At 42.5% G+C, this 13,874-nt stretch carries 14 protein-coding genes; 8 read left to right on the top strand and 6 right to left on the bottom strand.

Going from position 1 to position 13,874, the window contains the following annotated elements; genetic code table 11:
- Positions 1–2: 2 nt before the first annotated feature.
- Positions 3–545: an RNA polymerase sigma factor SigZ gene (sigZ, locus tag Q4549_RS07365; protein WP_303551040.1), complete on the bottom strand. Its 543-nt coding sequence runs from the start codon at positions 543–545 to the stop codon at positions 3–5.
- 98 nt (positions 546–643) lie between these two features.
- Entirely contained in the window at positions 644–1,339 is a 696-nt protein-coding gene (locus tag Q4549_RS07360) for a glutathione S-transferase family protein (protein WP_303551042.1), read from the bottom strand.
- A gap of 440 nt (positions 1,340–1,779) precedes the next feature.
- Between Q4549_RS07360 and Q4549_RS07355 the strand changes: the two genes are divergently transcribed.
- From Q4549_RS07355 to Q4549_RS07330, 5 genes are all read left to right on the top strand, one after another.
- Positions 1,780–2,319: a hypothetical protein gene (locus tag Q4549_RS07355; RefSeq protein ID WP_303551045.1), complete on the top strand. Its 540-nt coding sequence runs from the start codon at positions 1,780–1,782 to the stop codon at positions 2,317–2,319.
- A 105-nt stretch (positions 2,320–2,424) separates the two neighbouring features.
- Complete coding sequence (locus Q4549_RS07350) at positions 2,425–3,132, top strand: CBS domain-containing protein (protein WP_303551048.1); 708 nt, start codon at positions 2,425–2,427, stop codon at positions 3,130–3,132.
- Positions 3,133–3,554: 422 nt separating this feature from the next.
- Positions 3,555–4,412, top strand: coding sequence for an NAD-dependent epimerase/dehydratase family protein (locus Q4549_RS07340; protein WP_303551054.1), 858 nt, complete (start codon positions 3,555–3,557; stop codon positions 4,410–4,412).
- A gap of 205 nt (positions 4,413–4,617) precedes the next feature.
- On the top strand, positions 4,618–5,130 hold the full coding sequence (locus tag Q4549_RS07335; RefSeq protein WP_303551057.1) for a GNAT family N-acetyltransferase: 513 nt from the start codon (positions 4,618–4,620) through the stop codon (positions 5,128–5,130).
- A gap of 556 nt (positions 5,131–5,686) precedes the next feature.
- On the top strand, positions 5,687–6,712 hold the full coding sequence (locus tag Q4549_RS07330) for a hypothetical protein (protein ID WP_303551060.1): 1,026 nt from the start codon (positions 5,687–5,689) through the stop codon (positions 6,710–6,712).
- Between the two features lie 27 nt (positions 6,713–6,739).
- Here the strand turns inward: Q4549_RS07330 and rhtB are convergent, their stop codons facing one another.
- From rhtB to Q4549_RS07315, 3 genes are all read right to left on the bottom strand, one after another.
- A complete protein-coding gene (gene rhtB / locus Q4549_RS07325; RefSeq protein ID WP_303551063.1) occupies positions 6,740–7,357 on the bottom strand; it encodes a homoserine/homoserine lactone efflux protein in 618 nt (205 codons plus the stop codon).
- A 76-nt stretch (positions 7,358–7,433) separates the two neighbouring features.
- Entirely contained in the window at positions 7,434–8,633 is a 1,200-nt protein-coding gene (locus Q4549_RS07320) for an NnrS family protein (protein WP_303551066.1), read from the bottom strand.
- Complete coding sequence (locus Q4549_RS07315) at positions 8,634–8,903, bottom strand: hypothetical protein (protein ID WP_303515649.1); 270 nt, start codon at positions 8,901–8,903, stop codon at positions 8,634–8,636. It lies immediately after the preceding gene.
- A gap of 193 nt (positions 8,904–9,096) precedes the next feature.
- On the opposite strand from Q4549_RS07315, the gene norR reads away from it, so the two are divergent.
- Both norR and Q4549_RS07305 read left to right on the top strand, forming a co-directional pair.
- Entirely contained in the window at positions 9,097–10,668 is a 1,572-nt protein-coding gene (gene norR, locus Q4549_RS07310; RefSeq protein ID WP_303551069.1) for a nitric oxide reductase transcriptional regulator NorR, read from the top strand.
- Positions 10,669–10,729: 61 nt separating this feature from the next.
- On the top strand, positions 10,730–11,539 hold the full coding sequence (locus Q4549_RS07305; RefSeq protein WP_303551072.1) for a fumarylacetoacetate hydrolase family protein: 810 nt from the start codon (positions 10,730–10,732) through the stop codon (positions 11,537–11,539).
- A gap of 26 nt (positions 11,540–11,565) precedes the next feature.
- Here Q4549_RS07305 and Q4549_RS07300 read toward each other — a convergent pair whose 3' ends face one another.
- On the bottom strand, positions 11,566–11,967 hold the full coding sequence (locus tag Q4549_RS07300) for a hypothetical protein (RefSeq protein WP_303515644.1): 402 nt from the start codon (positions 11,965–11,967) through the stop codon (positions 11,566–11,568).
- A 229-nt stretch (positions 11,968–12,196) separates the two neighbouring features.
- Between Q4549_RS07300 and glnS the strand changes: the two genes are divergently transcribed.
- Positions 12,197–13,861, top strand: a complete 1,665-nt coding sequence (gene glnS / locus Q4549_RS07295) for a glutamine--tRNA ligase (RefSeq protein ID WP_303515642.1) — start codon at positions 12,197–12,199, stop codon at positions 13,859–13,861.
- The last annotated feature ends 13 nt before the right edge of the window (positions 13,862–13,874 follow it).

The following is a 13,874-nucleotide window of genomic DNA, read 5'->3' as shown; positions in this document are numbered from 1 at the left end:
TTTTAGCAGCTTTTACAGCCTAGTTTCTTGGGATCAAATTCTACCAATCGGCCCTCTGCATCTATCGAAAACTGACAGCAAGATTGAAACAGTTGTAATACTTTCTCGCGGCTTTTTTGTACGCGCGATTTTAATGTTGAATACTTAATCTGGTGTTGTGCTGCGTAGTCTTTCTGGCCCATGCCTTCTAGTTCAATACTCACCAACATGTCTGCCTCGTCACTGGGTAAGGCATGAATAAAAGGCGAAATACAGCTAGCCAGTTGTTGGTGCACACTTTCATCCGCCTCGGTATACCAAAGCTCATTGTTTTCAAGCTTATCGGCTTGGCCGCGCTGACGGTAAAAATCAATAATGCTGCGATTGGCAACTTGAAATAACCACGATTTTACCTTGCTATGATCTTGTAGCTGGCTAAAGTTTTGATAGGTTTTAATTAAGATTTCTTGCAGAAGATCGTCCACATCGGCAGGGTTAGAAACATTAGCGTGTAAAAACGCTTTTAGGCTTTGTCGATATTGGTGCCACACCTGTTCAATCTTCATGTATTTGCTCTGCCGTTTATAGAAATCACTAAACCCTCAGCATGAAGTATACAAACTGAGGGTTGTTTTCTTAAGTGTAATTACACTTGCTAACTAGACTAACCGCAGCAAGAGCTTGTGCCACACGCCACTTTTTCTTCAGCTTCATTACCACCCAAATAGGTATTGGTAAGGTAGAAGTCAGTGAACAAGGCTGCAAAATCGTCTGAAACAGTTTTCTCAGCAAGGCCAGTGGCTAACACGTTATTTTGCCATGCTTGCGCTTTAGGTAGGCCGCATAAAAAGTCGAAGCCAGTATGTTGCTTAACAATGTTGGCGCGATGTAATAGTGGTAACCATGCAATATCTACATTGCTTAACTGGTTAGACTTAAAAAACATCGTCGTGCCAGATAGCTGCGCTTCTATTTTCACAAAGGCTTTAAACAGCTTTTCAGTACGCTCTTCAAAGGTGGCTTTATCTTTACTGCTCATGGTGCCGCACTGGGCTAAATAATGCTTAGAGCCTAAGTAGCTCCATGCTCTGTCCATGGCGCGCTGTTCGTTAGTTACGTTTGCTTCTATAGAGCCAAACTCATCTTCTATGTATTCGATAATTGCGTCAGACTCAAATAAAGCGGTGTTGTTTTCGGTAATTAGCAAGGGCACCTGACCATTTGGCGACAGGTCTAAAAACCACTGAGGTTTGTCTTTTAAACTAATGTATTCAATTTCGTAAGGAATCTTTTTAGTTTCTAAAGCCGCGGTTACACGTTGAACAAATGGGCAAATTTTAAAGCTAACAATCTTAATCATGATGGTCTCATTGTATTAGTGAATTACCTATAAGACGAACCAGATAAGAAAAAGACGAAACTAATTTTAAAAAGTTTTGTGGCATAGATAAATGAAGTAGGGAGCGAGGGAGGTATCAGGTGCAAAGCTTGCGGGTGCCATGAGATTCAGCTCGATATTGTATTACTGCTTTCTCGAAAGTCCTCCCGACTACGCAATTTTCATTAGGCTAATGAACCGCAATTTTCCTGTGATTGTATACAGGTAAACGGCAACTCCTCCTTTCCCAAGTGTTTGCATTTTTTTCTGTTGGTGTTTTTGTTGATTGTTGTCTTAGGTCGCTGATGATACGAGTAAAAAGTGGTAATCTTCATTTCATTAAATGCGTAAAAAGAGGAAAAATGCCTTGTTTAAACAAGGCATTTTTCCTCTTAATAAGTTGTTATGCACTTAGAGGAAATATGAGAGAAATTGACTCAATAATAATCAATGCAACCAACCAAATCGAAGCGGGCTACATTAGGCTTAGAATCGATGGTGGTGATCCAGTTTATAGGGAAAGAGTATATTGCTATGAACTATATCATCAGATGAGAATGGTTTGGCCTGACAACTCCGAGTATTATTTGAACGGAGAGATAGATAAAGCAGCCCATCCTATTTTGCGTGAATTAGGTGCGAGTCATATTAAGCCTGACTTCTTAGTACATAAACCGGGATATATGTCTGGTAACCATGCAATAATCGAAGTCAAACACGAAAGGGCTCCAAATGCAGGCATTAGAAAGGATCTCGAATCATTGTCTCTATTTAAAAGTGCAGTCGGCTATGAGAGGGCAATTTATTTAGTTTATGGGTATAACATTAATCCGGAAGTTTTGTTTGAAAAGATTGCTCAAGAATCGAAAACTGTTGAAAACATAGCGGACATTGAAGTTTGGTTTCACCTGTCAGATTCTAGTTCTGCATTTCACTACAACACAATCGAAGCACGTGCATAACAAAGCAATTAAGTCGGATTCATGAACGCGTGCCGACTCGCTTACGCTCAAACATAGCACGCGTTCATTCACCGCTTATTGCGGTGTTATATTTCAGGAGGGCTTATGAGTCCAGTAGATGATTTTTTGAATGAATTTTGTAATCTGGAAAAGTATTTGCGAGATCTTTCTAAAGCGTCGAAGAGTACGTCATTTAGCGAGTTGGTTCGATTGACAGTACCAAAGAATCGAGTTGTAAAGCAATATCAATCGGACCTGAAGGTATTTGCTGAACTGCGCAACTTATTAAGTCATGAACGATATGCAAACACTCACTTGATAGCACCTTCTGAAAAGTTGATTGCTAGTCTTAAAGAAATTAACAAGAAAATAGCTAATCAACCCAAGCTGATTCATTTTTGTAAATCCAAACCATTGATATTTAGATCTTCACAGCCGATTCAAGATGCAATTATCTCAATGAGAGCAAATGATTTTTCGCAAGTTCCGATCATGAATGAGGGAGAGATTATTGGCGTATTGTCTTCAAACACAATTTCTCGATGGCTGGGTGCAGACTCTTCGGAAGATATTTTTTCTACTACCGATACTACAATTTCCCATGTAATGACTCATTTGGAAAATGAAGACAATTTTGTTCTGCTACCAAAAAATGAAGATTATGGTAAAGCTCTTGCTAAGTTTGATCGATACTCATCGGAAGGTAAGCAACTTGATGGGATTCTTCTCACTGAATCGGGAAAAAGGAATGAGTCTATTTTAGGAATAGTTACGTTAGCTGACATACCAGAAATAATAAACGCGTTGTACTAGAAATATAACAAACTGTTTAAGAATGATTCGGAACGCGTGGCATTTTTACTATGCGTTAGGTTTTGTGGTTAAGGTAGTATGCGGGAGCATTAGTATTGCGTTGATCACACCTTAACAGAGCGTTGATATGATCCCCGCTGTCAACATCCACAAGTCGATTCGTACCGATTAACATCAGCATAGAAAAACTCAATGAGAGGCCCATGGCAAGCATGTGTCGCGATAGTTCTTTTTGATATTGGAGAAGTAGAGCGAGCTTGGTTACCCGCAACTCTTTGTTGAAATAGTTTGCACCTGCTCTTGATTGAGCAGCCTTGCCTTAGTCTAGGTAATAGAACTTTATTCCAATAAACCACAACACAATCTCTTGACCTAAAGCTAGCTTGAGGTCTTACCTTGGTGCTTTTCAAAGGAGATTGCAAATGAAGGTTTTACTACTTGGAGCAACGGGAACCATTGGCAGTGCGATATTGACCGAGCTATTACAGCATGGGCATTCGGTGCTTGCATTGGCGCGGTCTGATTATGCAGCGCAGACCATTACAGCAAAGGGTGCAGATGTTTTACGGGGTGACTTACGTGAGCCTCAGTTATGGTCGACCGCTATTCATAGGGTTGATGCTGTTATTCATGCCGCTGCAACATTCTGTGAAGATATGGGGGACATTGATTTACGAGTGGTTAATGAACTAATCGCCCAAGCTAATGTTAAGGGCGGAATAACGCGATTTATCTACACTGGGGGTGTTTGGCTATACGGGGAAACAGGGGATATTGCAGCCACAGAGGAGAGCCCATTTAAGCCAATATCTAGCTTTAGTTGGATGATTGAAAATAGTTCTTTAGTTTTGAACGCGCCTAGTTTGCATACCAATATTATTCACCCAGCTGTGGTTTACGCTAAAGATGCAGGGGTGTTGTCTAGCTTTGTTCCCCAGAATGGCCAAGTAGAAGTGTGGGGCTCTCTCGATACACGCTGGCCGGTAGTTCATACAGATGATCTTGCATCAGCCTATAGGCTTGTTTTAGAAAATGGTAGGCCAGGCATGTCATACAATGTGTGTGGAGAACAAGCGGTACGAGTGGGAGGTATTGCTCACTCGTATATAAGAAAAAGTCGATTACCAACCGAGGTATTAGTGCGTTCTGTTGATGAGGTGGTTGCTGAAAATGGTACTTGGGCTTTAGGGCCAACCTTAGATCAATGTATGAACGCAGATAAGATAAAAAGGGAATTAGGCTGGACGCCGACTCACCAGAATATTCTTTCCGAATTGTAATTATCTTTGTATTGGCTGGCGGTATTAGCTGAATTTGAATCGATAACTAGGGTTGCGATAAATGCTTCCTAACGGCGATTTAAGCTGGCTATTATCGCTTGGCGCTTTAACTAGGTTCAGCTTTGTTGGTTTAGGTGGTAGATTTGGGCATAACGATAACCTTGTTAGCAAGCTAAAATATCCGGTTGGACTTTAAGGGAATGATATGAATATTGATGTTTTGGAATTACAGCCTGACCATTCAAAAGAATACTTAGCACTTAGGAGAGTTTCTGAGTTTGAACTTCCCCAATATGTGGGACCAAGTGTCGAGCGTGAGTTGTTAGCAGGAGATGACGGAATATCTTCAATTTTGTCTATGTACGCATCTGAAGGAACGGTGTTATTTGGTGCATTTGCTGAAAATAAACTAGTGGGTGTTATTGCTGTATCAAGGAGGCTAAGCCCAAAGTTCAAACATCGTGGGTTTATCTGGGGGATGTACATTGCTCATGATTACAGAAAGGCACACGTAGGAGGAGTGCTTTTACAATACGTACAGAAGTGGGCAAAGAATCATTCCGAAGTGATACTTCTCTGGCTTCAAGTTACCACCAGTAATAAGCCTGCAATATCGTTTTATAGTAAATATGGTTTTAAGGTTTATGGTACAGAGCCGCAAGCATTATATGCCCTAGATGAATTTCATGATGTTCACTATATGCAAATATCCGCGTAATGAGACCAAACTAAAAGTTCAAATGGCGTGAAAATACGCAGATTTATTTTGGGTTTTCCTGAGTTTGGGTTTGACTGAAAAAGTTCTTTATGATGATTTTACCAATACAGAATTGGTCGATGTAAACTACCGCGTTACCCCTTATAACTACTCATAAAGCTCACTTGAAATTGTTGCTCATGATCGAAAGGGACCTTGTTTTTACTGCTCTTGGTGCCGCACTGCGCTAAATAATGCTTAGAGCCTAATTAGCTCCACGCTCTGACTATGGCGCGCTGTTCGTTTGTTACGTCTGCTTCTATTGGGCCAAACTCATCTTCGATGTATTCAATTTCGTAAGGAACATCTCTAGTTTCTAAAGCCGCAATTACACGTTAAAAATGGGCAAATTTTAACGCTAATAATCTTAATATGATGGTCTCATTGTTTTAATTAATTACCGATAAGACGAACGAGATCAGGTAAAGGCGAAACATAAGCAAGATATAGAAGCTAATTAATGACTAGTTAGATAATATGCGAATGCTTAATAGGTATTTTAAAGGATAGTGTAATAATGAAAGGGATTTTGATTCCAGCTTTGATTTCAGTTTTAGCTGGTTGTGGAGGAGGAGACAGTTCAGATTCTTCTAATACAGGAAATGGTAGTAACGATAACCCAGTATTAGCAGATGAATACTTGGGTGCATGGGAATCTAGTGATAACTCTGTGATTGTGTCTATAGGAAAATCAGCCATTTCTGCTTATGTTGACACGGAAGCTGGCTGTTTTGGGGCTACAACTTCCGCGTACTCCGCTGTTACAGAAAATAGCTTTACAACTGTGTATGAAGGAACAAGTACTACGAGTAGTTTTTCAATTGGTGACTCTGGGCAGTTGAATGTAAAAGAAGGTAGTTTGGAACTTAGCTTTAATAAATTGAGCCACCTCCCGAGTGTTGATGGCTGTGATTCGGGCAACATAACATTAAGCCTGGAGTTAGCTGAGTTACCAACGTCATTTAAAGTAAATCGTAATGCGCAAATGATGAATAGAACAGAAATAATCTACACATTTTTGTTTGATTTAGACAAAACAGGGACTCGGTCATCAGGTGATTTTAGTTTTTCTGCTAGGTATAACAAAAATAGTGAAACTGAAAAATTTATCAGTATTAATGACCTAACTACAACCATTGGCGTGCCTCAATATATGCCTGGTCCACCTCCAGAAGAAAATTTGGGCTTATACGATTTGGTTCATACATCCCAAACGGGTTCGGTTTCAACCGATTCTAATATAGTTTCATTTACCATCGCGCGTAATGTAAATCCATTGCTGTCTTTGGTAAATCTTGATACGCCAGTAAAGGTAACGAGTTATCTATCTTACCCAAAACCTGAAACGGAAAGCGTTTGGAGTGGCACTGTAGATGGGCCATGGAATTGGACTGACGACTTACATGCAGATCTCTTTCCGAATGAGAGCGTAAAGTACCAGCCCATAGACTGGCTTAACACTCAAACTGATGCTGAAGGTGATCAATCTGGGCAGAGCCAGTGGATTGATATTAAATCAGTGAGTATTAGCATCGCTAACTAGTTTGTTTAAAGGAGCTATAAAGCTCCTTTATCGTTCTACACGTGCCAGCGCGATACCCATCATAATAAACAGTGAACCAAATATACGATTTTGTAGCGCCATAAACTTAGCTTTACCTAGCCAAGGTTTAGCTGCGCTAGCTAAGGTGGCGTAACTAAACATGACTACGCAATCGATCAGCACTACGGTTAAACCTAATATTAAGTACTGGTTAGAAAGGTCACTGTTCGGGCTTATGAATTGCGGCAAAAAGGCCGCTAGGAAAATGATAGATTTTGGGTTCATTAGGTTAACAATGAAGCCTTGTTTAACTAACTGAGAGCTGCTTTTTTTTGCTTGTGGCTCGGTGCTAAAGGCTTGGCTTTTCTCAAAAAATTTAGTCACTCCCAAATAGAGTAGGTAGGCGGCACCTAGATATTTAATGATGGTGAACGCCAGTGCCGAAGACGCCAGCAGGGCGCCTAAACCAACAGAGACAATAAGCACATGGCCTATTAGTGCTAGCTGCAAACCCGCAATATTTTTACAGGCTTGTTTGAAGCCGCCGCTTAAAGAGTGGCTAATGGTAGCCACTGCGCCCGCGCCGGGCGATAAACTAAATACAATGCAAGCGGCAACAAACGTAAGCCAAACGCTAAACAACATTGGTAATTCCTTGGTATTGCTAGGTGATTAACGCAATATCGCAGAATTACCCTGAGTTCGTCTAGCCTTTGTTGCCTTAGCTTTGTCTTTTACTGCTTAGAATGGGTACGTATACCACCAAAAACAGCACGCTGGCGCTAATCCAAAGCCCTGCGCTTATGTTCCAAGCTTGAAGTGGGTCTGTAATCGCCATAAATGTTCTAATTAAGGTAGCGGCCACCAAGAGTAAAAACGCCAGCGTAATCACCGGTTTTATCACTAATGTTCTGCCTGTGTGGCCTAAAGATACACGGCTCATCATAGCGAAGATCATTAACCCTATGGCGCCAATGGTAATGAGGTGAAGGGCGTTACTAAAAGTAAGTTGCGGTAAGTAGTAACTGGCGCCGAGTAATATTAAGCCTAGTGCCATAAGTAGGTAAGATAAGTGCAATGACCATAGCAAAGGCACTTTTACCGTTTTTATCGAGCGCCAGTAAGCTAGGCGTAGTAAGTGCAGCAGACCTAAAGCCATCAGGGCTATTGGCACTATGCCAAAGGTAGCGGTGAAGTAGTCACTAATAAATACAAGCACCGTGGCAATAGCAAATGGGCCTACTAGTTGGTTTATCCAAGCTGGACATTCAATGGCCTCAGTTTTTGCGCCGCGCACCGTGAAGAAAGGAATAACTCTGCCGCCTACTAAGGCCATCATTATGGTGAAGAGTAATACCATAGTGCGGCTTAAATGTAAGGCGAAGGCGCTGTTACCGTTTAAATCGGCAATTAACATACCGAGGTTGATTAAGGTCATTACGCTGAGTAAAGCGATGAATATGTAATTGCGGCGGTTTTGCGCTTTAAAGACTAACTTACTGTAAATCACAACAACACTTAGCCACCAAAGGCCTTGTAGTGCAGTAGCGGCTATTGCGCTGTTGGCGTCGTTTATATAAAACCCAATACGCGCCAAACACCATAACAATACTAAGCCGGCTAATGCCTTGCCCTTAATACTGGGCTGGCCAGTCCAGGTTTGTACGGCGGTTAAAATAAACCCCACCGCTACCGTTGTGCCAAAGCCAATTAGCATTTCATGAGCGTGCCACACATGCGGGCTTAAGCCTTGGCTACCTATTAGCATATTGCCATTAAGTAGCAGGATCCATAAACCAATACTAATAGCAGAGCTTAATGTGGCTAGTAAAAAGAACGGTCTAAAGGCGAGCTCTAAAATAGCTTGCTGATGCCAATGTTGGGCTTGGTCTGTGGCGTTCGGCTCACCAATTTTAATCACTTATAATACCTCTTGGCCTAGTTCGTTTAATCCTACACAGCGTAGCACGTAACCTACTTTTAAAATGCCAGCAAAAACAATGGTAGAGATGTGAGCTGTAATTTGCATTGGAATAGAAAAGCTTTGTGCTAAAGGGTAGGAGATAACAATGGATGAAATGATAATGCTGAGTGAAAGCAACATTAGCCAGTTACCGCCTACTACGCAGCGCATATATTGTTTTGCTGTTTGGGTGTAAGCGGAGCTTACTAGTAATGGGAATACGGTCATTGTGCTTTCCTCTTTGAAGTAGTGGCGAACTTTAGGTTCTTCACCGTTGTTTTAGAAATAGCAAACGCTGTGCCAAACGTTTAAGGCCTGGTTCAATGGGGCTTAGTGGGGCGATTTTTGTGGATGGTGTCAATATGACTTCTTGATAAAAAGTGTCAATTAGACTACTTTGAATTTAATTGACGGAGGTAATATGTCAGACATTTCTTCAAAGGCACTGATTGAACTAGCTTTAGATTTAGCCCAAAGCCTTAGTACTAAAGATCGCTTTGATCGTTTATTAGACACGGTACGCAAAACCATTAGCTGTGACGCGGTGGCTCTTTTAGCTTTACGCGGCGAAGTACTTAGCCCCTTAACTTTGCAAGGTTTGAGTCGAGATACTTTGGGCCGGCGGTTTCTTTTATCAGAGCATCCTCGCTTTCAGCAAATATGCAGCTCCAATACGCCGGTGCGTTTCCCTGCCGATAGCGACTTACCCGATCCCTATGATGGTTTATTAATTGACCGCGAGGGTGATTTACCGGTGCATGCTTGCATGGGCTTGCCTTTGTATTTCGACCATAAGCTGATTGGCGTGCTTACGTTAGATAGCTTCACACCCAAAGTATTTGACGATATACCAAGTCGCACTTTAGAAGTGATTTCGGCGATGGCGGCAGCCAGTTTAAATACCGCTCTCACCCTAGATTTACTAGAGCAGCAAGCACATCATTCACAGCAAGTATTAGAAGAATTAAACCAAGCAGCCTGGCAAACCGCCAGTGAAGAACTGATTGGCGAAAGCCCAGAGATGCAGCGCTTAAAGCAAGAGATTGCATTAGTCGCGCCGTCTGATTTTACTATCTTAATTCAAGGTGAAACAGGGGTGGGTAAAGAGCTGGTTGCGCGTTCTCTTCACATGCAATCGGGTCGATTTAAAGCACCTATTGTTCACGTTAACTGTGCGGCATTGCCCGAGAACTTAATTGAAAGTGAGTTGTTTGGCCATGTAAAAGGCGCATTTACTGGCGCGGATAAAACCAGAGCCGGTAAGTTTAGCGTGGCAGACGGCGGCACCATTTTTTTGGATGAGATTGGCGAGTTACCTTTAGCGGCGCAAAGTAAGTTGCTGCGGGTACTGCAAAATAAAGAGATTCAAGCGCTTGGCCAAGACAAGATCCAAACAGTTGATGTACGAGTGATTGCCGCCACCAATCGGGATTTAGCCGAGGAAGTAGAACAAGGGCGTTTTAGAGCAGATTTGTATCATCGCTTAACGGTGTACCCAGTTACGGTACCCGCGTTGCGTTTACGCGCAGGTGATGTACAGCTACTAGCCGGTTACTTTGTAGAAGTGCTTAAACGTAAATTGGGGATTGGCCAATTAAAACTGCAAGCCGATTTGGTGAGTTACCTAAATCAATATGATTGGCCCGGCAATGTGCGGGAATTAGAGCACCTTATTAGCCGCGCAGCTTTAAAAGCAAGGTCTCGCCAGCAACGCCAAGAAATAGTGCGCATAAGCATAGACGATTGCGGTGAGCTTGCGCCTAGTGAGTATGTTGCGGCGGAACCCGTTGCCGTGAGCCACGCAATAACGAGCCAAGGGCTAAGCCTGCGTGAAGCTACAGACAACTATCAGCGTGACATTATTGCAAATACTCTTGAAAAGCATGGTGGCAGTTGGGCAGCGGCAGCGCGTGAGTTATCGACCGACAGAGCCAACTTAAACCGCTTAGCGAAACGTTTAGGCTTAACTGTGAGCAAAGTGATTAGCCGTTAATCTTTAACATGGTGTGTTGCGTACTATTGTTATTAAACAGTAGTTAAGCAAGGGAATGTATATGAGGCCTTTATTTAATGGACTAGTCGTTGTGACTGCGAGTTTGCTGGTGAGTACAGGGCTACAAGCCGCCCAATATGCGCGAATCAACACCGATGACGGTGTAGTTTGGGTAGAGCGTAAGGGAGAAATCCTGCATCACTTAAGTGATTCGCCGTTAGCGGGTGGTGAGATAAAGGCTAACTCTACGCCTGTTAACAAGGCTGAGTTTGTATTGCCGGTTGAACCTGCCACGGTATTTGCAGTAGGTTTGAACTACCGCAGCCATGCCGGTAATGCTGGCGCTAGTAAACCTGAGATATTTTATAAATCAGCTAGCTCGTTGAGCATAGGGGGCGAGCTAGATTTACCAGCTGATGCTAATAACGTACATTTTGAAGGTGAGCTCGTGGTGGTGATAGGCAAGCCATGTGCAAAAGTGACTAAGCAGCAGGCTAGCAATTGCATATTTGCTTATACCGCTGGCAACGATCTCACTGAGCGCTCTTGGCAGGGGCAAGATTTGCAATGGTGGAGAGCCAAAGGCGCTAATGGCTTTGCACCTATATCCCCTTGGTTAACCACGGTAAGTGGAGAGAACACCTTTACTGTGACGACTACGCTCAACGGTAAAGTGGTTCAGCAAGAATCAAGCAGCAATATGATTCATTCGGTTGAGGATATTGTTAGCTACATTAGCCAATACCTTACTTTGCAGCCTTGGGATGTGATTTTTACGGGAACACCTGGGCGAACTCAAGCATTAGAAAGTGGCGATAAGGTTAGTGTGAGTATTGAAGGTTTGGGCGAGGTGCTTACTCAAATCAAGTAAGCACCAGCGTGGTTTACTGTCTGTGTTTACTTAACCGGAGTTAAGCCTTTATCTCGGTTTTTCTTAGCGCCATCTAAGTCGAAGTCTGCTGAGGCCCAAGCAGCGGCTTCTTCAAAGCTGAACTTGTTAGCGGCCCAGTCTTTAGCGGCGGTTAAATCGAAACCAGAATCTATCCAGCCTCTAGCATCAATGGCAGTAAAGGTTTGCCCCCAAGAAGTAATTTGAGCAGGGTCAGTAAATTTCTGGTCAATAAACTCTTTTACTTGTGGCTGACTCATTCCTGCTCGCACATAGGTTTGCACTTGTTCTACATTTACGCCTATTTCTTTCCAAGCGGCGATTTCAGATTCCGACATACCATCCCAAGTGGGTGTACTGGAACAAGCCACTAATAACAGCAATCCAAATGCAACACTTAATATACGCATATTTTATTCCCTTAATTATCAACAATAGCCTTTTAGAAATATAAACCATAACCACGAAACTGCCATTTGTTAGAGCTGTTGTAAGGCTAAAGTGGTAAGGAAAACGGCTGAGCTTAAGTGCGGGTAGGCTATCTTTTCAACGCTTGATTGATGGTTGCTTGTGCTGAGCTGAATAATCAGTGATTATACGGGATTAAATTAGATATTCGGTATATATAGGTAGGCTGGTATGAGTGAGGCGGACAATCGCCCTAGCAATTTCATTCGTCATATTATTGATGAAGATCTTCAATCGGGAAAACATACAAGTGTGCATACACGTTTTCCTCCTGAGCCAAACGGCTATTTACACATCGGCCATGCTAAGTCGATTTGTTTAAATTTTGGAATTGCTCAAGACTACCAGGGTGCATGTAACCTACGCTTTGACGACACCAACCCAGAAAAAGAAGACATTGATTACGTTAACTCGATTCAGCAAGACGTTAAATGGCTGGGCTTTGAGTGGAACGATGAGGTGTGTTATTCATCAAACTATTTTGATCAGCTACACGCTTATGCAGTAGAGCTGATTGAGAAAGGTTTGGCGTTTGTATGTTTCTTAAATGCAGAAGAGTCTCGCGAGTATCGTGGCACCTTAAGCCAACCGGGTAAAAATAGCCCTTACCGAGATACCTCAGTAGAAGAAAACTTAGCCTTGTTCGAGAAAATGCGAGCGGGCGAGTTTAAAGAAGGTGAGTGTTCGTTACGCGCTAAAATAGACATGAGTTCTTCGTTCATGTGTATGCGTGACCCAGTGATTTATCGTATTCGTTTTGCTCATCATCACCAAACCGGTGACAAGTGGTGCATTTACCCAATGTACGATTTTACTCACTGTATTTCTGATGCTATCGAAGGCATTACTCATTCTTTGTGTACCTTAGAGTTTCAAGATAACCGCCGTTTATACGACTGGGTATTAGAAAACATCACCATTGATACGGTACCGCATCAATATGAGTTTTCACGCTTAAACCTTGAATACACGGTTATGTCTAAGCGCAAGTTAAATACCTTGGTCACCGATGGCCATGTAAATGGTTGGAATGACCCACGTATGTTAACCATTGCCGGTTTACGCCGCCGTGGTTATACCGCTGGTTCTATTGTTGAGTTTTGTAAGCGTATTGGCGTGACCAAAATGGAAAACATGGTAGAAATGCCAATGTTAGAAGCCTGTATTCGTGAAGACTTAAATGCCAATGCACCACGTGCTATGGCGGTATTAGATCCGATTAAAGTGGTTATCGAAAACTACCCTGCGGATAAAGTAGAGCAACTAAGTGCACCGCTTCACCCAAGTGAAGACATGGGCGAGCGTGATGTACCGTTCAGTCGTGAACTTTACATTGAAGCAGAAGACTTCCGTGAAGAAGCTAACAAGAAGTTTAAACGCTTGGTAATTGGTAAAGAAGTTCGCTTACGTAACGCCTATATGATTAAAGCTGAGCGTTGCGACAAAGATGAAAATGGCAATGTAACTACGGTTTACTGTACTTACGACGACACAACCTTGGGTAAAAACCCTGAAGACGGTCGCAAACCTAAAGGCGTTATTCACTGGGTATCGGCTGACCACGCCAAGCCTGCTGAAATTCGTTTGTACGATCGTTTGTTCACAGTACCTAACCCAGCTGCTGAAGAAGACTTTACCCAAGTGCTTAACCCTGAATCTTTAGTGGTTAAACAAGGTTTTGTTGAACCTAGCTTAGTGACTGCGAAAGCAGAGCATGCGCATCAGTTTGAGCGCCAAGGTTACTTCTGTGCAGACAGCCAAGATTCAAGCCCAGAAAAGCTAGTATTTAACCGTACTGTGGGTTTGCGTGATACTTGGGCAAAAATAGGCGACTAGATAGTCAGTTACC

Origin of the sequence: Agarivorans sp. 2_MG-2023 (genome assembly GCF_030548085.1) — a bacterium.
Taxonomy (GTDB): domain Bacteria; phylum Pseudomonadota; class Gammaproteobacteria; order Enterobacterales; family Celerinatantimonadaceae; genus Agarivorans.
Note: the sequence above shows the minus strand (reverse complement) of the source record. Positions and strands in the feature narration are given on the sequence as shown.